This is a genomic window from Vibrio aestuarianus (assembly GCF_012395185.1).
GTDB lineage: Bacteria > Pseudomonadota > Gammaproteobacteria > Enterobacterales > Vibrionaceae > Vibrio > Vibrio aestuarianus.
On record NZ_JAAZTU010000025.1, the window covers coordinates 18,706 to 42,972 of the forward strand.

23 protein-coding genes are annotated in these 24,267 nt (G+C 43.7%); 5 read left to right on the forward strand and 18 right to left on the reverse strand.

From position 1 onward, the window contains the following. Window position 1: 1 nt before the first annotated feature. From HGG78_RS12605 to htpX, 5 genes are all read right to left on the reverse strand, one after another. Window positions 2–784 carry a DUF1365 domain-containing protein gene (locus HGG78_RS12605; RefSeq protein ID WP_172533113.1) on the reverse strand — a complete coding sequence of 261 codons (783 nt, stop codon included), beginning with the start codon at window positions 782–784 and terminating at the stop codon, window positions 2–4. A gap of 23 nt (window positions 785–807) precedes the next feature. Then, a complete protein-coding gene (locus tag HGG78_RS12610) occupies window positions 808–2,082 on the reverse strand; it encodes an NAD(P)/FAD-dependent oxidoreductase (protein WP_172533081.1) in 1,275 nt (424 codons plus the stop codon). A 25-nt stretch (window positions 2,083–2,107) separates the two neighbouring features. Continuing rightward, the gene (locus tag HGG78_RS12615) at window positions 2,108–2,839 is read right to left on the reverse strand and encodes an SDR family oxidoreductase (RefSeq protein WP_172533082.1); all 732 of its coding nucleotides are present in this window, start codon (window positions 2,837–2,839) and stop codon (window positions 2,108–2,110) included. Further along, on the reverse strand, window positions 2,836–3,255 hold the full coding sequence (locus tag HGG78_RS12620; protein WP_172533083.1) for a nuclear transport factor 2 family protein: 420 nt from the start codon (window positions 3,253–3,255) through the stop codon (window positions 2,836–2,838). Before HGG78_RS12620 ends, HGG78_RS12615 begins: the two co-directional genes overlap by 4 nt. A 247-nt stretch (window positions 3,256–3,502) precedes the next feature. Further along, the gene (gene htpX / locus HGG78_RS12625; RefSeq protein ID WP_053309293.1) at window positions 3,503–4,369 is read right to left on the reverse strand and encodes a protease HtpX; all 867 of its coding nucleotides are present in this window, start codon (window positions 4,367–4,369) and stop codon (window positions 3,503–3,505) included. Between the two features lie 316 nt (window positions 4,370–4,685). Here htpX and HGG78_RS12630 point away from each other — a divergent pair, with 316 nt between their 5' ends. Then, window positions 4,686–4,853 (forward strand): hypothetical protein, encoded by a 168-nt coding sequence (locus tag HGG78_RS12630; protein ID WP_168521717.1) that lies wholly within the window; start codon window positions 4,686–4,688, stop codon window positions 4,851–4,853. Window positions 4,854–4,907: 54 nt separating this feature from the next. Here the strand turns inward: HGG78_RS12630 and bioD are convergent, their stop codons facing one another. The 4 genes from bioD to bioB form a co-directional block, all read right to left on the reverse strand. Beyond that, entirely contained in the window at window positions 4,908–5,591 is a 684-nt protein-coding gene (gene bioD, locus HGG78_RS12635; RefSeq protein WP_172533084.1) for a dethiobiotin synthase, read from the reverse strand. Next, the gene (gene bioC, locus HGG78_RS12640; RefSeq protein WP_254068213.1) at window positions 5,588–6,346 is read right to left on the reverse strand and encodes a malonyl-ACP O-methyltransferase BioC; all 759 of its coding nucleotides are present in this window, start codon (window positions 6,344–6,346) and stop codon (window positions 5,588–5,590) included. Before bioC ends, bioD begins: the two co-directional genes overlap by 4 nt. 98 nt (window positions 6,347–6,444) lie before the next feature. Next, window positions 6,445–7,596 (reverse strand): 8-amino-7-oxononanoate synthase, encoded by a 1,152-nt coding sequence (gene bioF / locus HGG78_RS12645; protein ID WP_172533114.1) that lies wholly within the window; start codon window positions 7,594–7,596, stop codon window positions 6,445–6,447. Further along, entirely contained in the window at window positions 7,583–8,635 is a 1,053-nt protein-coding gene (bioB, locus tag HGG78_RS12650) for a biotin synthase BioB (protein ID WP_053309290.1), read from the reverse strand. The genes bioF and bioB overlap by 14 nt, the downstream gene beginning before the upstream one ends. Window positions 8,636–8,768: 133 nt before the next feature. Here bioB and bioA point away from each other — a divergent pair, with 133 nt between their 5' ends. Beyond that, complete coding sequence (gene bioA, locus HGG78_RS12655) at window positions 8,769–10,058, forward strand: adenosylmethionine--8-amino-7-oxononanoate transaminase (protein WP_172533086.1); 1,290 nt, start codon at window positions 8,769–8,771, stop codon at window positions 10,056–10,058. A 65-nt stretch (window positions 10,059–10,123) separates the two neighbouring features. Here the strand turns inward: bioA and serS are convergent, their stop codons facing one another. The 4 genes from serS to HGG78_RS12675 form a co-directional block, all read right to left on the reverse strand. After that, on the reverse strand, window positions 10,124–11,431 hold the full coding sequence (gene serS / locus HGG78_RS12660; protein ID WP_172533087.1) for a serine--tRNA ligase: 1,308 nt from the start codon (window positions 11,429–11,431) through the stop codon (window positions 10,124–10,126). Between the two features lie 103 nt (window positions 11,432–11,534). Further along, a complete protein-coding gene (locus HGG78_RS12665) occupies window positions 11,535–12,884 on the reverse strand; it encodes a replication-associated recombination protein A (RefSeq protein ID WP_171980984.1) in 1,350 nt (449 codons plus the stop codon). Window positions 12,885–12,903: 19 nt separating this feature from the next. Further along, entirely contained in the window at window positions 12,904–13,506 is a 603-nt protein-coding gene (gene lolA / locus HGG78_RS12670; RefSeq protein ID WP_172533088.1) for an outer membrane lipoprotein periplasmic chaperone LolA, read from the reverse strand. A gap of 98 nt (window positions 13,507–13,604) precedes the next feature. Beyond that, on the reverse strand, window positions 13,605–14,210 hold the full coding sequence (locus tag HGG78_RS12675; protein ID WP_172533089.1) for a YecA family protein: 606 nt from the start codon (window positions 14,208–14,210) through the stop codon (window positions 13,605–13,607). Window positions 14,211–14,325: 115 nt separating this feature from the next. On the opposite strand from HGG78_RS12675, the gene dusC reads away from it, so the two are divergent. After that, window positions 14,326–15,276, forward strand: coding sequence for a tRNA dihydrouridine(16) synthase DusC (gene dusC / locus HGG78_RS12680; protein WP_053309284.1), 951 nt, complete (start codon window positions 14,326–14,328; stop codon window positions 15,274–15,276). 15 nt (window positions 15,277–15,291) lie between these two features. On the opposite strand, the gene HGG78_RS12685 is transcribed toward dusC, so the two are convergent. The 5 genes from HGG78_RS12685 to yfbV form a co-directional block, all read right to left on the reverse strand. Then, window positions 15,292–16,749, reverse strand: coding sequence for a GGDEF domain-containing protein (locus HGG78_RS12685; RefSeq protein WP_172533090.1), 1,458 nt, complete (start codon window positions 16,747–16,749; stop codon window positions 15,292–15,294). A gap of 181 nt (window positions 16,750–16,930) precedes the next feature. Next, the gene (locus HGG78_RS12690) at window positions 16,931–17,725 is read right to left on the reverse strand and encodes an ABC transporter ATP-binding protein (protein WP_168521697.1); all 795 of its coding nucleotides are present in this window, start codon (window positions 17,723–17,725) and stop codon (window positions 16,931–16,933) included. Continuing rightward, window positions 17,722–18,666, reverse strand: coding sequence for an ABC transporter permease (locus tag HGG78_RS12695; protein WP_172533091.1), 945 nt, complete (start codon window positions 18,664–18,666; stop codon window positions 17,722–17,724). Before HGG78_RS12695 ends, HGG78_RS12690 begins: the two co-directional genes overlap by 4 nt. 61 nt (window positions 18,667–18,727) lie before the next feature. Beyond that, the gene (locus HGG78_RS12700; protein ID WP_172533092.1) at window positions 18,728–19,693 is read right to left on the reverse strand and encodes an ABC transporter substrate-binding protein; all 966 of its coding nucleotides are present in this window, start codon (window positions 19,691–19,693) and stop codon (window positions 18,728–18,730) included. 249 nt (window positions 19,694–19,942) lie between these two features. Further along, window positions 19,943–20,395, reverse strand: coding sequence for a terminus macrodomain insulation protein YfbV (gene yfbV / locus HGG78_RS12705; RefSeq protein ID WP_053309279.1), 453 nt, complete (start codon window positions 20,393–20,395; stop codon window positions 19,943–19,945). 349 nt (window positions 20,396–20,744) lie between these two features. Here yfbV and HGG78_RS12710 point away from each other — a divergent pair, with 349 nt between their 5' ends. Both HGG78_RS12710 and pta read left to right on the forward strand, forming a co-directional pair. After that, complete coding sequence (locus HGG78_RS12710; protein ID WP_053309278.1) at window positions 20,745–21,941, forward strand: acetate kinase; 1,197 nt, start codon at window positions 20,745–20,747, stop codon at window positions 21,939–21,941. 144 nt (window positions 21,942–22,085) lie between these two features. Continuing rightward, the gene (gene pta / locus HGG78_RS12715; protein ID WP_053309277.1) at window positions 22,086–24,230 is read left to right on the forward strand and encodes a phosphate acetyltransferase; all 2,145 of its coding nucleotides are present in this window, start codon (window positions 22,086–22,088) and stop codon (window positions 24,228–24,230) included. The last annotated feature ends 37 nt before the right edge of the window (window positions 24,231–24,267 follow it).

Consider the following 24,267-nt stretch of genomic DNA (forward strand, 5'->3'; position numbering starts at 1 on the left):
CTTATTGTTCTTTCTGTTTTGATGACGTTTCAGATGCGGATGGCTGATTGACTTCAACTGACGGTGGGTGAGAATAAAAAGGTGCCCCTTTCAGCCAAAGTTTTAAAGCATGCCAATAAATGCCTATGGTGACTTTTACTGCCATTACCGGTGTTTTGATCAATAACTTAAGTAAATTTTTTGAATTAAAGCTTTGCTCTTTCATCGCCAGCGTTGCATCGAATTCCTTCCCATTGCGATGACACTCTAAATGCACCATTAATGAAGAGGTTAATGGCTTCAGTTTCCATACGTATTGCTGCTCTATCGGGTTAAACGGTGAGACATGGAAGGCTTTCTCATGCTGCCAATTGCAATCTTGCTCACCGGCCTCTGCTTGAATTGCGTAATAATGACGTTCATTCCATGGGGTATTACTCACTTCTGCCAATAAGTAACGCCACTCACCGTCATTATCATAAAGATAGTAGAAATTGACTGGACTGAAATAAATTCCTAAATAACGAAGATGACAAACCGCCAGCACTCTACCGCTGACTCTTTCACCGGTGAGCTCAAAGACTTTATCTTGCACGCTTTGCTTTAACTCACCGCTTCCCAAATAGTCTTGACGATGAAATCGTGCCCAATGCCACCACTTATCACCAAAACCCCAGACGTTTTTAGTCAGTTGTGGCAACTCATCGAGATCAATACAAGCCATAAATAACGGGTAATTGAGCGCATGCTCCACAGGGGTAAAGCGTCGATGGCGAACCGTTCCCACCATTAAGCGACTTTGCATAGCTTCATCTTCCATCACCATCGTTATGCGGCACCCTTGATTTGAGCGATTTGCGATTCAAGCTTAGTAACAACATCTAACGCACTTTTTACGCCATCTTCATGGAATCCGTTATGCCAATAGGCCCCACAGTACCACGTGTTATTGACACCGCTTACTTCGGCTTTTCTCTGTTGTGCTGCTATCGACTCGGTAGTGAAAACGGGGTGATGATACGTAAATTGGCGCAGTATTTTGCTCGGCTCAATCCGATTGGTACTATTTAATGAAACACAAAAAGTATGTTTACTATCAATATGTTGTAAGATGTTCATGTTGTACGTCAGTGCCGGCAAACGGGATTCTTCACCTTCACTGCCATCCAACCAGTAATTCCAAGAAGCCCATGCGGCCTTGCGCTTCGGCAATAGGTTTGCATCGGTATGTAAAACAACCTCATTAGCTTGGTACTGCATTGCCCCTAGCACTGACAGTTCGGCTTCAGATGGCTGCGCCAACAGACACAATGCTTGATCACTGTGACAAGCAAAAATAACGTGGTCGAACAGTTCAACGCTGCCATTAACCGTAATCTCAACACCTGATGGCGTGCGATTTACCAAAGTGACTGGACTATCAAGGCGAATTTTATCTTTAAAACCTTGGGTAAGCGGATCAATATAAGCACGAGATCCGCCTGCAATCACATACCACTGTGGGCGATTAGTGATGTCCAATAAACCATGATTAAGGAAGAAACGTAAGAAGAAGCTCAATGGAAATGCACGCATATCCGCTAATGACGACGACCAAATTGCCGCGCCCATAGGCAGGATATAGTTCTCACAAAAATAGTCAGAAAACTGATATTGATTAAGAAAATCGCCCAAGGTTTGCATCGATTGGTGCGCATTTTCAGCTTGCTCTTTAGCCAGACCATTGAAGCGGATTATCTCAAAAATAAAGCGATAGAACTTAGGATTAACCCAATTACGCTTTTGCGCGAATAAGCTTGTTGCCGTGTGCCCATTATATTCCAGACCATTATCATCATTGCGCACACTAAAACTCATTTGAGTCGGTAGGCCTTGCACTCCAATGTCGTTCATCATCTGAATAAAATTAGGATAGGTTCTGTCATTGTAAACAATAAAACCAGTGTCTATCGCGTAATGCTGACCTTCTACCTCAACATCAACCGTTGCGGTATGGCCACCAATATAGTGGTTTGCCTCAAACAGGGTGACATCGTGTTGTTGATATAAATGGTAGCCGCAGGTTAATCCTGAAATTCCTGTACCAATAATGGCTATTTTCATAACTAAACTCCTTTGTTACGGCCCATTAAGAACGATTCAATAATGCCGAGACTAACTTACCTTGCCATGCATATGGCAATGAACCGATGACGCGCAAAATTGACGTAAAACGCGCCGGAAAATAGATGTTGGATTTGCCTTTCGCTAAACCTTGGCGAATCGCCTGAGACGCATATTCAGTGGAAACCATCATCGGCATAGAAAATGTGTTTTTATCGGTCAATGGGGTTGAAACGAAACCGGGAAATATTGTGCTGACAGCGATACCTTTAGCCTGCCAATCTAGTGCTAAAGTTCGAGCTAAATAACTCACAGCGGCTTTGGAAGCACCATACGCCTCTGCTCTCGGTAGCGCGATTTCACTCGCGATAGAACCGACAATGGCAAGGCGGTGACCTTGGACTAAGTGATGCTGAAGACCTTCAATACAGTTAGCTAAACCAATAACATTGATGTTAATGACTCTAGCAAACAATGCTGCATCCATCTTGCCATCGTCTATATACTCACAGTCTCCGGCGTTTAACACCCATAGCGAAGGTACAAAGGGTAAGTCATCCAATACTGTTTTGGTCTGAGCTGCATCGGTAATATCAAACGCTAATGGGAAAATTTGTTGCGGATGAGCATGTTGTAGCGCTTGTAATGTTTGGTGATTGCGTCCACAAGCAATGACCTGCCACCCATCTTTGGCATAATCAACGGCAAGTTGATAACCAATTCCTGACGTCGCCCCTGTAATCAATACCGCGTTCATTGCCCTAGCCTCTGTTTTACCGCACGAATAACACTTCCGAGTAGTGGTAAGTTTTCGTAAAGCATTTCTCCAAGATCAAAATAGTCTCGATGGTAAATCACTTTGCCATCTTGAAATTTTAGATGACTCATTCCTTGAACATGAATAAGAGAGCCTTTTCCTAACTTGGGGTGCTGCAAGGCCATAGTCCATGTGAGAAAACCAGAATTTCCCATTTGTTGCTGCTCATGGATGATAAAATCACAACGAGTCACATTTTGGTAAAGGTTATTGAAATATTCGGAAAGCGAAACCTTACCTTCAAGGCGATGAGCAGCATCTTCAAACACAACATCATTGTGATAGACCTCATCAAGTAAATGAAGATTCGCTTTATTGAGTTTCTGATAAACCTCACTGACCGACTGAACATCCATTTGTCTTACACCTCAAAAGTTATACAAAAAGATAACATGTACAAAATAGTACAACCTGCAAAGTTATACAAAAAATACTTTGTATAACTGAGCTTCTGTTCGGTAAATACGTAAACAATTGCGAATTAGATCAAAAATATCATTTAAAAACCAAACTGTTACTTATCGGTAATGCTTTGGGATAGGCATAAAAAAGGCCAACGTCGAAACATTGGCCTTTATCATTATTCGTTGATTACACTAACTATTAAGAGTTTCGTAGCGCTGCAATACGCTTATCAAGCGGTGGGTGGCTCATCAACAACTCGGTCATTGAACGCTTACCGTTAATTCCAAATGCCATCATTGAGCCTTCTAACTGCGACTCCTGACCCATTTTCAAACGCTCCAACGCCGCGATCATTTTGTGCTTACCCACGAGGCTTGCAGCACCGGCATCAGCATGAAACTCACGATGACGGCTGTACCACATGGTAATAAAGCTTGCTAGGAAACCAAAGACTAGCTCTAAAACCATCGATACCCCGAAATAAATCATCATATTGCTGCCACCTTCGCCTTCCTCTGAATCACGAGAAGCAACAATATTAGCAATAAAACGTGACAAGAAAATCACAAAGGTATTCACGACACCTTGCATTAGCGTCATGGTTACCATGTCACCATTAGCAATGTGGCTAACTTCATGGGCCAATACCGCTTCAGCTTCATCTCGCGTCATGCTATGCAATAAGCCTGTTGAAACCGCCACCAGCGAGTCATCACGCTTTGCCCCCGTTGCAAAAGCGTTAATATCTGGTGAGTCATAAATCGCAACCGTCGGCATACCAATACCCGCTTGTGAGGCTTGACGACTTACGGTTGCAAGCAACCAATGTTCTGTTTCATTACGTGGGCTCTCAATCACCATTCCGCCAACAGAACGTAATGCCATGCTCTTTGACATCAATAATGAAATGAATGAACCACCGAAACCAAACACGGCCGCCATGATGAGTAAGCCAGATAGGCTTCCAGGCTGCATACCTGTGACAGCATAAACAATATTTAACACAACGCTAAGAACCAGCACCACCGCAAGGTTGGTCGCTAGAAATAACATGACTCGCTTCATTACTTTTCTCCGAATGGAACGCTTATTATGTGGCTCAGACAGTCAGCGACGCTAACATTCACCTCAGCCGTTTTTCATACATATATAGTCTAGGATTTGGAAAACAAGGTTAAGTGATAAATTGAAACATTTAATGTCCAACTCATTCGCCCGATAAATACTACCAACCTTATTGATATCAAGTATAGAAATAAGAGTGGGCAAGTTACGACAAAGATTTTGTTTTCATTAAGACTTTGGTCGTATTGAGCGCAGAGATTAAAACGACTACATTGCTGGCAGAATCTTGATTTCCCCCATGCATAAGGAATTCATCATGGCTGAAACTAACAACTATCAAATGGCGATTGATTTACTGTGCTGCCACCTAGGTATTTCAGAAGAAGAAGCTAAGCAACAATTGGGACTTGGCAGTGCTTCAACTGTGCAGCAACACATTACCGACACTTACCAGGCTTTGATGGGATTGTCGCAAGAAAAATAATAAGAAGATTAAAAACAAAGGGCTGCGAATCTGCAGCCCTTTTGTATTACCTGTTTATTTAGATAGCAACGGCTCGACATTAATGTACTTACCAAGATCTTGACGTTTAGCACTTGGTACATAAGGAATTTCACCCAGCTTAGGAGCGTCGATACGCCCTTGCAACATCTCAATAATATCAGCGTAATGCTCTGTCCCTGGGTTGACTCGGTTTGCTATCCATCCGACTAAATTCAAACCGTCAGCTTTGATACTTTCAACCGTGAGCAATGCGTGACTCAAGCAACCAAGTTTAATACCCACCACCAATACGACGGGTAGTTGTTCTTGCTTAACCCATGTCGAGAGGCAGTCAGTGTCTGACACTGGCACTCGCCAGCCACCCGCACCTTCAACCAAAACGATATCCGCATGTGCTTTGTGCTTGGCTAGTTTTTCACTCAGAAGTGCATAGTCAATCTCGAGGTTTTCATGCTTTGCCGCGATATGCGGTGATGCAGGTAACTCAAGAGCATATGGGTTCACATCCCCATATGCCATTTCTTTAGTCGCCGCTTTCATCAAATGCAATGCATCTGAATTACGAAAACCAAATTCTGTTTTATCGCTGCCTGCGGCAACCGGTTTGTAACCAATAGTCGCTAAGTCCTTGGCGGCTAATGCTTGTAATACCGCTTTTGAAGCGACTGTTTTTCCAACGTCGGTGTCCGTACCCGCAATAAAAAATGCATCAATCATCGATGTATAACCCCTAAACAAACCTGATAAGTTGCAGGTAGAAGACCTTGATGGTTTTGAAATGCTTGGTATGCCTGTTCCACTTGGAGCAAAATGTATCGACTCTTTAGGCCTGGTGAGCGTCCACTTACGTGATTCGCACCAATACCTTTGAGATCTTTCATTAAAGAAAATGCTTTGTCATACCAAACTGTGATCGAGGGCAAGTCTAATTGATACTGATGACAGTGAGATTGCGCTAACGCAATTTTTACCTGATTGAAGGTAATGAAATCATTGACGTGTTGATATGTATCAATTTTCATCCACGCTTGTTTAAGCTCAAACAGCGAGCCATCAAGCAACGTAGAAAAATACGCCACTCCTGACGTCTTAAGCACACGGCGTATTTCATCTAACGGCTTTGATAAGTCATCACACCACTGCAAGGCTAAACTAGAGAAAACATAATCAATGCTATGGGCTTTAAAAGGCAAGTATTCAGCGTCAGCTTGAAAATATACCACCCCGTCATCACCACATCGTTTTTTGGCTTGAGCCAACATCTCTACCGAAAGATCAGCGCAAATAAGGTTTGCCCCTCTTTGGCGTAATAGCTCAGAAAAATAGCCAGTACCACAGCCCAAGTCTAAGACCGTTTTGCCCGTTAAGTCTTGAGGCATTTTATCCAATAAACGCTGCCCAACATCACGTTGAAACGCGGCATGCACATCGTAGCGTTTAGCGGCTTTACCAAACGCCTGAGCGACTGCCATTTTGTCTGTTGTCTGATGGATTTCTGGTTTTGAACCGGCTTCCAATTGTAGATAGCTTTCCAGTTGCACATCGTTTGCTAGGTAATTGACTTGTGACATTACCGATGTTCCTCTAACGAGCGCTGAAGCTGAGTCGTTAATTGTTCAACCTGTTGTATTGAGTGGTTAGCGGTTAATGTAATCCGTAGCCTTGCACTTCCTTGCGGCACTGTCGGTGGGCGAATGGCAGTTAACCAACACCCTGCATGGCGCAATTGTTCTGCGACATTAACCGCCTTAAACGCATCACCAATCACAAACGGCTTAATCGGTGTCGGTGTATCAACATAACCACTAAAACTCTTCATACGGCTCGCATAATGCGCTTGCAGCTCTGATAATTTTTCTCGGCGCCACTGCTGTTGCCTAACCATCGAAATAGCATAGGAAAGAGCATAAGCTTGCGCAGGTGGCATCGCGGTAGAATAAACATGATGACGAGCAAACTGAGTAAGAAAATCTCCCACCGCATGGCTACACAAAACAGCCGCCCCCGACAAACCAAATGCTTTACCAAAAGTGATCACTAATAACTGTGGCTTAATGCCAGCCGCATTACAACTGCCCGACCCGCCATCACCAAGTACCCCGATTCCATGTGCATCATCGACTGCCAACCAAGCTTTGCCTTGCAAAGCGCTATCGATGTCACCAAGCGGTGCGCGATCACCATCCATACTAAACACCCCCTCAGTAACAACTAAAGTGTTGCTATCGTTATCAAGTAATTGGCATAGATGATTAGCATCATTGTGTTTGAAGCGCTTCATCGTGGCATCACAAAGCATACCCGCTTCCATTAAGGACGCATGGTTAAGCTTATCTTGCAACAGCAAGTCGCCTTTTTCGAGTAAGCTGAATAACATGGCTTGGTTGGCACTAAAACCAGAACCAAACAAAATGGCGCGTTCATAACCGAGCCATTCACACAGTTTGGCTTCAAGATTTTGATGGGCAGGGCTAAACCCCGTCACCAGCGGAGAAGCTGCACTTCCGCAGCCATATAAAGTCAGCCCATGCTGCCAGGCTTGAATCAGCTCAGCATCGCTCGCAAGACCAAGATAATCATTACTGGAAAAATTGAGGAAACTCACTCCATCTTTGATTAATTGCGCTTGGTTACCCGCCTCAACAGTAACGAGACTTCGAGAAAGTCCCATTTCACGACGCTGACTAAGAGCGGCTGAAACGCGAGAGTTAAACGCTAGCATCGTAAAAAAGGTCATCTTTGCTTGGACGAGAGGCTACCCGCTCTACCACGCGATCAAGTAATTCACTTGCTTCGATTTCATCCGGTTTTTGACTGACTTGTTGGCTATTGATACCGAGCTTGTTGAACAACTGCATATCACTGTCTTCATCCGGATTTGGCGTAGTTAGCAGCTTACAACCATAGAAAATAGAGTTAGCGCCGGCCATAAAACACAGAGCTTGCATCTGTTCATTCATATTTTCTCGACCAGCAGAAAGGCGCACTGCCGATTGAGGCATCATAATGCGAGCCACAGCGATCAAACGGATAAAATCAAACGCTTCCACATCTTCGGCTTGTTCAAGCGGTGTGCCTTTAACTTTCACCAACATATTGATCGGCACACTTTCAGGTTGAGTTGGTAAGTTTGCTAATTCCACCAATAATCCAGCGCGATCATTAGCACTTTCACCCATGCCAATAATGCCACCAGAGCAAATTTTCATGCCTGCATCACGAACGTGTGACAAGGTATCTAAACGGTCTTGGTAAGTACGCGTGGTAATAATGTTGCCGTAATATTCTGGCGAGGTATCAAGATTGTGGTTGTAGTAGTCAAGCCCTGCACTTGCCAATTCTTGTGCTTGATCTGGCGTTAACATTCCCAAAGTCATACACGTCTCTAAACCCATCTCTTTTACGCCACCAATCATCTCTTTTAGCAAAGGCATGTCACGTGCTTTCGGGTTTTTCCACGCCGCTCCCATGCAAAAACGGGTAGAGCCAGAATTCTTTGCTTTTTGTGCGGCATCTAACACGCGCTCAACTTCCATCAAACGTTCTTTGTCGACATCCGTACGGTAGTGGGCACTTTGCGGACAATACTTACAGTCTTCAGGGCATGCGCCAGTTTTAATCGAAAGCAGCGTACTGACTTGAACATAATTATGTGGGTGGTATTGACGATGAACGAGCTGCGCTTCAAACAGCAAATCCATAAAAGGTTTTTTGAGCAGTTCGTTGACTTCAGCAACTGTCCAGTTATGACGAGCTTCCACGTGTATTCCTTAATCAGTTTTATTATTTTGATGCTTGGCTAGTTTAGCTACAAGCGATAGACTGTCAACAATAAGAAAACACGATGATTTACATCTGGTTATTTTATAACCATCAATATCATATGGATTTGCAATGGATTTAGCCTTCGACCGCCAGCATATCTGGCATCCGTACACTTCGACCTTAACACCTCTGACCTGCTACCCAGTGACCCATGCCCAAGGTGTAAACCTCTATTTGGAAGATGGCAGATGCTTAATTGATGGCATGTCGTCTTGGTGGTCAACGATTCATGGTTACAACCACCCATACCTTAATCAAGCCGCACATCAACAAATTGATAAGATGTCGCATGTGATGTTTGGCGGTATTACTCATCAACCCGCCATTGATGTGTGTAAAAAATTGCTCGCATTGGCACCCAGTAACCTAGCGCAAGTTTTTTTGGCTGATTCTGGTTCTGTGGCAGTAGAAGTGAGTTTAAAAATGGCGCTGCAATATTGGCATGCTAAGGGAGAACAGCGACCAAAATTTCTCACACTACGTCATGGCTATCACGGTGATACTTTTGCGGCAATGTCAGTCACCGACCCTGATAATTCAATGCATAACCTTTATAAAGGATTTTTGCCAGAGCATATTTTCGCTCAGTCACCCACTTCAGGTTATTGGCAAGAGTGGGATGAGAATGACATTGCCGACTTTAAGCATAAGCTTTTGGATAATCATCAACAAATTGCAGCTGTGATCCTAGAACCAATAGTCCAAGGCGCCGGAGGAATGCGAATTTATCACCCTGAATTTCTACGCCAAGTTCGCCAATTGTGCAATGAAACGGGCGTGCTTTTAATTCTCGATGAAATTGCTACTGGTTTTGGCCGTACTGGGAAATTGTTTGCTTGTGAACACGCCGCCATTAAGCCCGATATCTTATGTGTCGGTAAAGCCTTAACGGGTGGATATATGACGCTTTCCGCAACGCTGACCACACAAGTAGTTGCAGACACGGTATGCGGCGGTGAGGCAGGCTGCTTTATGCATGGCCCTACTTTTATGGGCAACCCACTTGCTTGTGCTGTCGCAACCGCCAGTTTAGAGCTGATTGAACGAGGAGATTGGCAACAGCAAACCCGACGCATTGAAGCGCAATTTGCTAATTTGCTACCAAAGCTGAACGACTTTGACTTAGTAAAAGAAACTCGCTGGCTGGGCGCTATTGGTGTGGTTGAAACTCACTATCCTGTCAATATGGAAGTGATTCAGAAACTGTTTGTTGAACACGGGGTCTGGATTCGACCCTTTGGTCGCTTAATTTACATGATGCCACCGTTTATATCTCAGCCTGATGAGATTGAAAAATTAGTTAAAGCTGTTGAAGCCGCGCTAAAAAATTGGCAATGCTTTCAATTTGATAACCTTTAAACGTTACGATTATGCATAAAAAAACCGACTCGAAAGTCGGTTTTTGCATTGAATCAACAGCATCATTAACCGATGTGTGTTGCGCCACCCATGTAAGATTGCAGCGCAGTAGGGATAACAATACGACCATCCGCTTGTTGGTTGTTTTCCAAGATAGCAACCATAGTACGACCAACCGCAAGACCAGAACCGTTAAGGGTGTGCACCAACTCAGGTTTGCTCGCGCCTTTACGACGAAAACGAGCTTGCATACGACGTGCTTGGAAATCCCACATATTTGAACAAGATGAGATCTCACGGTAAGTCCCCTGTGCTGGAACCCACACTTCCAAGTCATAGGTTTTGCGTGCACCAAAGCCCATATCGCCAGTACAAAGTACGACTTTACGGTATGGAAGCTCAAGCAATTGCAGTACTTTTTCAGCGTGACCGGTTAACTCTTCTAACGCAGCCATTGAATCTTCTGGGCGCGTGATTTGTACCAACTCAACTTTATCAAATTGGTGCATACGAATAAGACCGCGAGTATCACGACCATAAGAACCCGCTTCAGAACGGAAACATGGTGTGTGCGCCGTCATTTTAAGTGGCAGATCCGCTTCATCTGAAATGGTGTCACGCACCAAGTTCGTTACCGGTACTTCGGCTGTTGGGATAAGAGACAGTTTACGTGGCTCTTCATCATTCACTTTTTCAGTTAGTGGCTCAGTGTGGAATAGGTCTTGACCAAATTTAGGTAGTTGACCAGTACCGAATAGGCTGTCTGAGTTCACAAGGTAAGGCACATACATTTCTGTGTAGCCATGTTCTTGAGTGTGAAGATCCAACATAAATTGTGCAATAGCGCGGTGTAGACGAGCAAATTGCCCCTTCATCACGATAAAACGTGCACCAGTGATTTTAGTAGCGCTTGCGAAATCTAGGCCATCAGCCATCTCGCCTAAATCAACGTGATCTTTCAGTTCGAAATCGTAACTTTTTGGCTCACCCCAACGAGAAATTTCTACGTTGTCATTTTCGTCTTTACCATCTGGTACAGAGTCATCTGGCAGGTTTGGTACCGACAGAGTCACCATATCTAATTTTGCTTGGACATCAGCCAACTCAATTTTTTTCGCGTCAAGATCACTCCCTAGAGAACCAATTTGTTTTTTGATCTCTTCTGCGCCAGCTTTATCACCAGCTGCCATTTTTTGGCCAATTTCTTTGGAGATGGAGTTGCGCGTGGATTGTAAATTTTCAACTTCTACTTGAATGGATTTACGTTGTTCTTCAAGTTGACGAATTGTCTCAACGTCGAGTTTGAAACCGCGACGCGCTAATTTTGCAGCTGTTTCATCCAGCTCAGTGCGAAGTAATTTAGAATCCAGCATTGCTAATCCTATGCTTTTAGTTATGAAAAAACGCGCCTGCATCCCTTTTTAGTAAGAGCAGCACGTATAGAAAATTGAACCAGACAAAGATAACGAAAAGACACTATTTTTCATAGCGCTTTTGTGGGCTTTTTGCGTCTAAACTAGCCAAGTAATCTAACTTTTCGCCAATTTTGGTTTCTAAACCTCGATTTGTTGGCAAATAGTAGCGAGTTTCGATCATCTCAGGAGGCAGATAACGCTCCCCCGCCGCATAAGCACCGAGTTCATCATGGGCATAACGATATTCAGCACCATAACCAAGATCTTTCATCAAACTGGTCGGGGCGTTACGCAAATGAGGCGGCACCTCGTATTCTGGTAAATTATGAGCGTCAGCTAAAGCTTGCTTCCATGCAGTATAAACCGCATTACTTTTTGGTGCACAAGCTAAATAGACTATTGCTTGTGCAATAGCGCGCTCACCTTCAGCAGGACCAACACGGGTAAAGCAATCCCAAGCCGCTAATGCCACTTGCATCGCGCGCGGGTCAGCATTACCAACATCTTCTGAAGCGATAGCTAACAAGCGGCGGGCAATGTACAGCGGGTCACACCCAGCAGCAATCATTCTCGCGGACCAATACAGCGCTGCGTCAGGGTTTGAACCACGAATCGATTTATGCACGGCAGAAATCAAGTCGTACCAAATGTCCCCTTTATTATCAAAACGAGAAACTTTTTCACCAGCGACTTCCGCTAGCAGCTTCAACGTAATTAACTTTTCTCCTTGCGCATTTTCATCCGCCATATCGAACAAAAGCTCAAGGTAATTCAGTGACATACGTGCATCACCATTGACTAATTCAGCCAAGCGTTCGAGCACGTTATCCATAAACTGCGCGGCAATCTTACCCAAACCTCGGTCTTGATCTGCAATGGCTTGATTGAGTGCGAGTAAGATTTCGTCTCTATTAAGTGAAGTAAGCTTATAAACACGAGCACGAGAAAGCAGTGCGTTATTGAGTTCAAATGAAGGGTTTTCGGTCGTGGCACCGATAAAAGTAACCGTGCCATCCTCGATATGCGGTAAAAAAGCATCTTGCTGAGATTTATTAAAACGGTGCACCTCGTCCACAAATAAAATAGTGCGACGTCCAGCCATTTTGTTTTCACGTGCTTTCTCTATCGCGGCGCGAATTTCTTTGACACCGGATGTAACCGCAGAAACCCGCTCAACCTCAGCATTGGCATAATTCGCCGCAACTTCAGCTAGTGTTGTTTTTCCTGTGCCAGGAGGCCCCCACAGAATCATCGAGTGAATATGGCCCGCTTCTAATGCTCGGCGTAATGGTTTCCCCACTCCAAGAATGTGTTGCTGACCAATATATTGTTCGACAGTTTGTGGGCGCATTCGCGCTGCCAGTGGACGAAAATCTTCATCCCCTGAAAAATCTAAGCTGTAGTTACTCACTCTAACCCTTCTTGCTCAATTAATTACGCTGGTCGTCGACCTCAACCCCTTGTGGAATCTTAAAGGTGAACGAAGCTGCATTGGGTTTATCTAATTTAACATTGTTAAACGTAAACATACTTTTTTGGCCATCTTGTTCAATGACGTTAAAACCTTTGACGATACCTTTACTGCCAATATCAATTTGAAATTGGCCTTGATTGGAATCAGCAGCTGTCGGCGTTAATGTGAAACGGTCATCCGCTTGGTCAACCTGGTAGTTATCCCAATCACTTGCGCGGTTACGTGTGAGTAATACAAAAGGAGTTTGTTCGGTAGCTTGAGCTTGATTGTAAATACTGACCTGTTCAATAAACGGACTGTAATACCAGAGGCTTTTACCATCTGACACTAAAAGGTTTTCATCAGGTGCGGTGGTTTCCCAACGGAAAAGGCTTGGACGAGCAATATCAACTTTACCCTGGCCTTCCATTACAATATCACCATCAGGGCTAACAACTTGTTGTGTGAAAGTTGCACTAAATCCTTCGTTGAGTGCAAGGCGATGGCTAAGCTCATCTTTTGGGGCAGCCAAAACAGATACAGAAAAGCCGCATAGCAATAAGGCCAATACTTTATTCATGGATATCACTCCGATTAGACAATAATTACGTTCTTTATAGGTGTTTATTCACCTTGATTTGTCAGCGTTTTGTGGAGATTTTAACGCTGCATTGACCGCTATTTCCCACAGCATTGCTTAAATTTTTTGCCGCTATCACACGGACAAGCATCATTGCGGCCCACATTTTTGAATGGGTTAACACTTTGTGTTTTGGCACCAAGCATTAATTCATCAGCCATCAAAGCCACTTCAGTGATCATCACATCCAGTTGCTCGGCAAAATCACTTAAACTGGGTGGTATCTCAAATCCAGATTCTTTCATCTGTTGTTGGGTTTGCTCTTCATCAATAGCAAGCATAAAAGTGGTAAGCAACGCTTGAAGCATGCGTAAACTGCCATCCCCAATTTGGTGTTCGACCCAATGCTCTTCAACTACAGGCCAAACATTCATGAAGCCTTGCGCGTAATCAGCCCATTGCTCACGAGTATCTAACAAAGCAAGGGCAGAATATTCACTGCGCTTGAGTAAATGATATTGCTGATTTATCTGCTCAACAACCAAAGGCTCAATAGTATTGACCTTTTCACCAACCAAAGGTTCTAACCATGCACTCGGTTCAAGCGGTTGAGTAGCGAAGTTGGAGGCAAGTATCGCACCTTCTAGAAACAGTGGGGAATGTTGGCATTCAGCCTCAGAAATATTAATAAGATGGTAGGTCATTGAATTCAGTCTTTACGTGCATTTGGCCGCTAATTATATACTAACTCTTGCGGTTAGTGACTTTTGATTCCTCAACCACTACAATCTCGCCTCAAATTTCTAAGGCGATATGATAATGCGAGTAATTTTGGGCCCAATGGAGGGTGTGTTAGATCATTTAATGCGTGAACTACTCACTCAGATCAATGATTACGATCTGTGTGTTACCGAATTCGTGCGTGTTATCGACCAACTGCTGCCTGATCATGTTTTTTATCGCCTTTGTCCTGAGTTAGAAAATGATTCTTGTACCCAGTCCGGTGTACCTGTTCATGTGCAATTACTCGGTCAAGAAGCAAATTGGATGGCAGAAAATGCCGTCCGAGCCGCAAGCTTAGGCGCTCGAGGAATTGACCTCAACTTTGGCTGCCCAGCAAGGCTTGTAAACCGCAGTAAAGGCGGCGCAGCATTATTACAACACCCCGAGTTAATCTACCAAGTGGTCAAGGCGTGTCGAGATGCCGTGCCCGACCATATTCCTGTTTCAGCTAAAATTCGTCTGGGGTGGGAAGACCCTAATGATTGCTTTGAAATTGTAGATGCGATTGAACAAGCCGGTGCTAATGAGTTAACGGTGCACGCCAGAACTAAAGCCGGTGGCTACAAAGCCAGTGAAATCAAGTGGGATTACATTAATCAAATTCGTCAAAAAACGTCGATTCCTTTAATCGCCAATGGTGAAATATGGAATTACGCAGACGGACAAGCTTGTATTGAAACTACGGGCGTTGATTCATTGATGGTATGTCGCGGTGCATTTAATGTCCCCAATTTAGGCAATGTGGTCAAACATAACCATAAAGTGATGCCTTGGTATGATGTCGTTGATCTGATGCTGCGCTATTCTCAGTATGAAATAAAAGGTGACAAAGGGCTTTATTACCCGAATCGCGTCAAACAGTGGTTCGCTTACCTACGTCAACAATATCCTCAAGCTAACGAACTATTCAGAGAAATACGTACCTTCAATACCGCAGCTCCTATCGTTGAACACATAGAACGATACCGCGCTAGCTTACATGCCTAAGCTTTGAGCTCAAGGCTAAAATACGAGTTTATTCTTGCCTGTTTTTTTAGCTTGATACAGTTTCTCATCGGCGGCTTTAAACCAAGTTTCGAAGTCGCCAGAGCTTTTTTTAACCACTTCTACGCCACCTGAAATAGTAAATCCAGAGTCAATAACTCGACTTGAATCAGTCACTATTGCATCTTTTACCCGTTGCATGATCTGTTTCATTCTTTCCACATTATGCCCTGTCAGGTACACCACAAACTCTTCGCCACCAAACCTTGCAACTGCATCACTATCACGTGTATTCGTTTCTAGCTGATCAGCAACGTAACAAATTACGTTATCCCCCACGTCATGCCCATAAGTATCATTAATTACTTTAAAGTCATCTATATCCAACACCGCAATTACGGCATATTCACCGTACTTTATTTTACTCAAGAAAGTCTCTAAACCTCGGCGATTAAGTAGACCTGTCATTGGGTCTCGAGCCGCTAAGTCTTTTAAATGGGCTTGTTCAACACGCGAATTAAAATAAAACAATGTGACAACAGAAAATAGATAAACAATGAATACGACGGTTAAGTTGAATTTTTTCACCTCGAGGAAATTTTTAAATTCATCATGCCAATTTAATTCATAGTAAAGTAAGTGATGGAAGTCGAGCCCATCAATATTAAGCAATTTTTCCCGGTAAGCATTATCGGGAACAGGGGTGGTTTTATTGTCAATCAAATGTATTAAATTGGTCAGTTTACTCTGCTTATTGAGCAGTTTATCGACCTCGATATTTAAAGCGATAGCTCCTTGGAATTTGTCTTTGTACATTACCGGTAATGTCATGGATAAAACCGGTTCGCTTAAGGAGAACTCCCCCAAAATTGCGGGGCCTGACACTGTAACTTGGTTATGATTTGCAGCTGTTTTTTGCCAATAAGGACGTGATTTTACAATAGCAAGTGTATCTTTATTAATATTTTTGGAAACCGTATCTGGCGATGACATCACATAACCAAAATTATCGACATAATGAATACCGTAAATAAAATCATCTAAATCATGTAAAAATGACAATATTGGTGCTAATGCAATTTTTCTTGCTGCGCGTTTAAATAATGCACTACTCTCATCACACAGCGACTCCTTTCCCACCAACATATAACTGATCTCAACAGTTGGAATGTCATGGCTTTTATTGTCAGCTAAAATTGACGATTCAAAAGGCCACATGCGACACAGCCCCCCCGATACCTCTCGGTTAAGATCAACTAACTGCACATCCCTATTTTTGAAATAACTAGTAAAGCTATAATCTAGCGAGGTTATAACTTTTGCTGAGCGTGTAAGCGATGCATCAATATACGCGTACTGGTTATCAATATCCTCATTTACGATATTCATATAATTGTGTACAACAAGCATCACCATAATCAGAGCAAAAACAATAGGCCCCAAAATAATCGATTTTAGACTTACATTGTGGTTCATTCAGCATCCTAGTTCAGATAGAGATATTAAAGCCCATCAAAAGTTTAATACAATTGATGGGCTTTCGACATAAATTCGGTAAAACAAAACCAAACTAACCAGCAGACGTTCCTTAACAGCGTATATTATAAAATCATAGCGTTATATACCCAAACCACTTGAAGGGCATGCAACGCCTAGACTAATTGAGTAATAGGCTATCATCAGCCAGTTCCTCACCACGGACCTTGGAAAACATTTCTAGTAGATCAGGCACTTTCATATTGGCACGCTGCTCACCAGACACATCAAGAACAATTTCACCTTGGTGAAGCATGACAGTTCGATCACCACATGCTAGGGCATCTTTCATTGAATGCGTTACCATCATTACCGTCAAATTGAATTCTTTGACGATAGTTTTGGTTAAATCGATAATGAAAGCCGCCATACGGGGATCAAGAGCCGCAGTGTGCTCATCAAGCAGCAGAAGTTTGCTATCTGACAAAGTCGCCATCACTAAACTCACGGCTTGACGCTGTCCACCAGACAGCAAACCGATATTATCACCGAGGCGATCTTCTAAACCTAACCCTAGAATCGAAATACGCTCTTGGAATAGCTTTCGGCGAGACGCAGAAAGTGATAAACCCCACCCTCTTCGCTTACCACGCATAAACGCTAGCGCCATATTTTCTTCAATCGTTAAATCACCACATGTACCTGCTAATGGGTCCTGAAAAACGCGCGCACAGACTTTGGCTCGCTGATCAACTGTCTGACGAGTGACATCAATCTCATCAACCAATACTTTTCCACCTACCATCGGTGTCTCACCAGTTACGGCCCCTAATAAGGTCGATTTACCAGCTCCATTTGACCCAATCACAGTCAAAAATTGATGTTCTGGCACTTCCAAATTGATACTTCTTAACGCTCGATTTTCTAAAATAGTGCCAGGATTAAAAGTAACTTGAATATCTTCTAAACGGATCATAATGTTTCTCCTGACGCTTTATCCTGCTTAGCAACAACGGACTTCTGAGCAGGATTACTCCCCTTTTTTGCCTTGAAATTCCTTTTAAGTTTTGGAGCAATGAGTGCAATCGCGACCAGTACAGCCGTTACTAAGTTGAGATCCGACGCTTGCAAGCCAAACATTCCAGAACTCAGCGCAAAAGCTACCGCTAAGCGATAAAGCACAGATCCTACAATAACCGCTACTACGGCTACCCATATTTTGCGTCCTGGAATTAATGTCTGGCCTAAAATAACGGCGGCAAGACCGACAACAATAGTCCCCACACCGGAAGTTACATCAGCAAAACTGTTGGTTTGCGCAAACAAGGCACCAGCAAAACCAACAAAGCCATTGGATAATGCCAGCCCAAAGTAGGTATAAAATGCGGTGCTGCCACCTTGTGCTGAAACCATACGCGCGTTAACACCAGTGGCACGTAGGCCAAGTCCAAAATCACTATTAAGCAAGCGAACCACTGCCCATGCCGATATAAGCACCAGCACACCAACTACCAGTGGGCGGATATAAACAGGATCACCTAAAGCTTCAAATGGGGTCAGGATCGTGTCTTCACCCAACAACGCGATGTTAGGGCGCCCCATGATCCGGATGTTAATTGAGAAAGCGGCAATCATCGTTAAGATTGAGGCAAGCAAGTGTAAGATGCCGCAACGGACAGCCAGAAAGGCAGTAACCCAGCCAGTGAAGGCCCCAGCTAAGATAGCCATGCCAGTCGCAACCCAAGGATTTATTCCAGCAACAATGGCTGTCGCAGCTACAGCGGCTCCCATTGGGAAACTACCATCAACACTCAGATCGGGAAAATCAAGGACACGGAAAGTCAGGTAAACACCCAGTGCCACCAGCCCGTAAAGCAACCCTATTTCTAGAGCGCCAAAAAAAGCAAAAGCAGACATAACAACTCCTTTCTCTGCTTAAACAGAGCTGGAGTACTATGACCCCAACTCTGAATTTTCTTTATTTTACGCTCGTCGCACGATCCAGAATGGATTGAGGAATGGTTAAACCAAGTTTGTCTGCAGCGGTTTTATTGACAAAAAGATCTGATCCTTTCGCCACTTTAACATCCAGCTTCCCAGGCTCTTGCCCTTCTAAAATAGCGGCAACATAATCGGCCGTTTGCACACCAATTTGATAATAATCAAAACCAAGGCTTGCTATTGCGCCACGTTCAACATACGAAGTCGCCGCACCAAATACTGGCGTTTTAGCTTGGTTGGCTGACACAATCATGCCTTCAATAGCACTAGCAACCGTGTTATCAATCAAGGCATAAATAATGTCAGATTTGGCCGCGATAGCTTGAGTTGCGGTTTGAACATCCGCGCTTTTTAACGCCGTCGCTTCTACTAATTCGATGCCATGCTTTTTGGTGCTTGATTTTAATAGTTCCATCAAACTAACGGCATTAGCCTCACCAGGGTTGAAAACCACACCGATCGTTTTCACATTCGGCATAATTTCTTTAATCAATTCAACATGCTGTTCTACCGGTGATAGGTCAGAAAGACCGGTCACATTTTTACCTGGCTGCTCTAGCTTCTTAACAAGTTTTGCCCCTACTGGGTCAGTAACTGCGGTAAACACAATAGGAATATTCTTAGTAGCAGACACTAGCGCTTGCGCTGTTGGTGTTGCAATACCAACTAATACATCTGGATTTTCACCGACAAATTGACGAGCGATCTGTACAGCAATGGCAGGGTTACCTTGAGCAGTTTTAAAATCAAACTCTAAGTTTTTGCCCTCTTCATAGCCCTTTGCTTTGAGGCCATCAAGAAGACCTTGACGAGTGGCGTCTAAGGCCGGGTGTTCAACAATTTGTGATACTGCAACTTTGGCAGTTTTTGCCATGATACTCGTTGAAGATAGTAATGCGGCTCCAGCGAGAACGGCGGTAGCAATGACTTTGCCTGCTTTCATCTTAACTCCTTGATTTAAGCACTTGGTATTGGATGTTGTGTTTTATATTTTTATAAGTGTGCACTTAATGCGCAACTAACAACATTATTACCAGTAACTTAGAATAAAGGGAAGTGAGATTTAACAGTAAAATAACAAAAAGAGAGGTGAGAATACGGTCTTACGGTATTAAAGAGGAAATCCAAGAGGACTCCACCTGGAAGTCCTACAACGGTTAATTTCAGAGTACAACTAACTGGCTAGCACGATTTAAAACCAACGCTCTAATGCTGCTTTGTCTAAATGACGAAACGCACGATTGAGAATCACGGCTAACTCTTTGTAGCGCGGCTTTGCTTTCATCGGATCTAAAGCAAATCCATTTTCAACAATTTTTTGGTGCAGTTCACGATACCACCCCGCTAATGACGGAGGAAGTTGTGTGTTGGCACGATTACCTAACCACCACATACCTTGTAGCGGTAGACTGATCGCAAAAAGTGCAATCACGATGGCCTGTGGCATCGCTTGTGCATTATGAAACACCATTTGAGTCAGCACGCTGATCGCTGCAATAGCCGGCATAACTTTAACGCCGAATCGCGTTGCTTTAATAATACGCTGCTCTGGGAAAATAAATCCCAACTCTTTACGGATAGGCCAAGTATCCATGTACTTCTGGCCATCTTTCAAGCTGTGAACGATTCCAACTTTATTATTCATAGCGCTCTCTCACTCTAGATGCCGCTCATTTAACTAAAAAATAGTTTAATGATTCAACTAATCGCGTAAAAATTTGATGAAAGTTAATATTCTTTCAAAATTTTTTTGTTATATTGGCCCAATATCGCTATCCTTTGCAGACCCTCAATCTCATTGTTGCTGTTATTTAGCATTTAGGCAACTCCGAGATGAATTCTGCAAGGAATGCACCGACTGATTTTACTCAAAAAGTCACGTCTCATTATACGGAAATTCAAGTTTTATTGACCAAGATTAGTAGCACTCCGTAAAGGTTGGACTATTCTTGAGAATGATTTTTATCTTAACCGATTATTACAGGTAGTCACACATGTCTAAGCTAGTTTTAGTTTTAAACTGCGGTAGTTCTTCTCTTAAATTCGCTGTTGTTGATGCAGAATCAGGTGCAGAGCACCTATCAGGCCTTGCTGAATGTCTTCACCTTCCTGAAGCACGCATCAAGTGGAAACTTGATGGTAAACATGAAGCTCAATTGGGCGAAGGTGCAGCACACGAAGAAGCACTAGCGTTCATGGTTGAAACTATTCTTGCTTCTAAGCCTGAACTTGCAGCCGATATTGCAGCCGTTGGTCACCGTGTTGTTCACGGTGGTGAACAATTTACTGCTTCAGCACTGATCTCTGATGAAGTACTGCAAGGTATTGAAGATGCAGCGAACTTCGCACCACTTCATAACCCAGCGCACATCATCGGCATTAAAGCGGCTCAAAAATCATTTCCAAATCTAAAAAATGTTGCCGTTTTTGACACAGCATTCCACACAACAATGCCTGAAGAAGCATACCTATACGCGTTACCGTACAACCTATACAAAGATCACGGTATTCGTCGCTATGGCGCACACGGTACTTCTCACCTATTCATTGCTCGTGAAGCGGCTGAGCGTTTAGGTAAACCAGCTAATGAAGTAAACATCATTAACTGCCACCTAGGTAACGGTGCGTCTGTTTGTGCTATTAAAAATGGTCAATCAGTTGATACGTCTATGGGCCTAACTCCACTAGAAGGTCTTGTAATGGGTACTCGTTGTGGCGATCTTGACCCTGCGGTAATGTTCCATTTACATGACAAATTAGGTATGAGTGTTGCTGAAATCAACACAATGTTCACTAAAGAGTCTGGCCTCTTAGGTCTTACTGGTGTGACTTCTGATTGCCGTTTCGTTGAAGATAACTACGGTACTAAAGAAGAAGCTACACGTGCGATGGACGTATTCTGTCACCGCCTAGCTAAGTACGTAGCTGGCTACACGGCTTCTATGGAAGGTCGTCTAGATGCTATCGTCTTCACTGGTGGTATCGGTGAAAACTCTGCACCAATTCGCGAAATGGTTCTAAACCGTTTAGCTATCTTCGGTATCGAAGTGGATGGTGAAGCTAACCTTAAAGCTCGTTTCGGCGGCGAAGGTGTTATCACAACAGAGAACAGCCGCATCCCTGCAATGGTTATCTCTACTAATGAAGAGCTAGTCATCGCTGAAGATACCGCTCGTCTAACAGGTCTTTAATTGACTTTCTGGCTAACTCCTCGAGTTAGCCAGTTTTTTACCGAGGCTCAACAAATAATTCCTACTACTGGTAATGTTGAGCTTTGTTCCTTTTGTAATCTAATCTCGATTAGATTGATTTCAATAGTTTGAGGTACTCTACTCATGTCCCGTACTATTATGCTTATCCCTATTAGCGCTGGTGTTGGTCTTACTAGCGTAAGCATGGGTGTCCTTCGCGCAATGGAGCGTAAAGGCGTTAGCGTTTCTTTTTATAAGCCAATTGCACAACCACGTTCTGGTGGCGATCAACCTGATCTTACCTCTACCATTATCGGCCGTAACAGCGATATCAAAATTGCTGAACCAATGATGATGTCAGCCGCTGAAGCCTTAATCGGTAGCGAGAAGATGGATGTGTTGCTTGAAACGGTCGTTGAACGTTACAACCACATTAATAAAGTTTCAGAAGTAACGCTGATTGAAGGTCTAGTACCAACTCGTAAACACCCATTTGCTAACCAAGTAAACGCTGAAATTGCGAAAACTCTGGGTGCTGAAATTGTGTTTGTGGCCACCCCAGGTACGGATAATCCAACTCAGTTGAAAGAACGCATTGAAGTGGCGTGCTCAAACTTTGGCGGAACAAAGAATAAGAACATTTCTGGCGTTATCATTAACAAGCTCAATGCACCTGTTGATGATGCAGGTCGTACTCGTCCTGATCTATCAGAAATCTTTGATGATGCAGACAGTGCCAAGCAAGCTAACCTTGAAGTGATGCAAATCTTCAACTCTAGCCCAATTCGTGTGCTAGGTTGCGTGCCTTGGAGCATCGACTTAATCGCGACTCGCGCTATCGATATGGCCAAGCACCTTAATGCAGAAATCATTAATGAAGGTGAAATCAAAACACGCCGTATTAAGAGCATCACATTCTGTGCGCGCTCTCTACCGCACATGATTGAGCACTTCAAACCAGGCTCTCTGCTAGTCACTTCAGCTGACCGTCCTGACGTTATCGTTGCGGCCTCTCTAGCGGCTATGAACGGCGTAGAAATCGGTGCGGTATTGCTAACCGGTGGCTATGATATTCCAAAAGAAATCGCTGACCTGTGCAAACCTGCATTTGAAAGTGGCTTGCCAATTTTCAAAGCACAAGGCAACACATGGCAAACTTCACTAAACCTACAAAGCTTTAGTCTAGAAGTTCCAGCTGATGATAAAGAGCGTATTGAGTTCATCAACGATCACGTTGCAAGCCACATTGATGGTCCTTGGATTAACTCTTTATCTGAAGGCACGCAAGGCATTCGTCGCCTAAGCCCACCCGCATTCCGTTACCAATTAACAGAATACGCTCGTCGTGCAGGCAAGCGCATTGTTCTTCCTGAAGGTGATGAGCCACGTACAGTGAAAGCTGCAGCTATCTGTGCTGAACGCGGTATTGCTACTTGTGTACTTCTTGGTAACCCAGAAGAAATCCGCCGCGTTGCGGCTCAGCAAGGTGTTGAGCTAGGCGCTGGTGTTGAGATTATCGATGCCGATTCAGTACGCGAAAATTACGTAGCACGCTTAGTTGAACTTCGCGGCGCGAAAGGCATGACTGAAGTCGTTGCTCGTGAAAAACTGCAAGATTCAGTATTCCTTGGCACAATGATGCTTGAAGCGAATGAAGTTGATGGCCTAGTTTCTGGTGCAGTACATACCACTGCAAATACCATTGTACCGCCATTCCAAATCATCAAGACGGCACCGAATGCATCGATCGTATCTTCGATCTTCTTCATGCTACTGCCTGATCAAGTATTGGTTTACGGCGACTGTGCAATCAACCCAGATCCAAATGCTGAGCAATTGGCTGAAATCGCGATTCAATCTGCAGATTCAGCAGCAGCATTCGGTATCGACCCACGTGTTGCGATGATTTCATACTCAACTGGTGAGTCTGGTAAAGGCGCAGATGTTGATAAAGTACGTGAAGCTACTCGCATTGCTCAAGAGAAACGTCCTGATCTTATCATTGACGGTCCTCTACAATACGACGCCGCAATCATGGAAAACGTAGCAGCTTCTAAAGCACCAAATTCTCCAGTAGCAGGTAAAGCAACGGTATTCGTATTCCCAGACCTAAACACGGGTAATACAACCTACAAAGCGGTACAACGTTCAGCAGACCTTGTTTCTATTGGTCCAATGCTGCAAGGTATGCGCAAACCTGTCAATGACTTGTCTCGTGGCGCATTGGTTGACGATATTGTTTACACTATCGCCCTAACCGCTATTCAGGCTGGACAAGAAACTAAATAATTTTTAGATTTTGGTTTAACCAATGACAAAAGCCCTC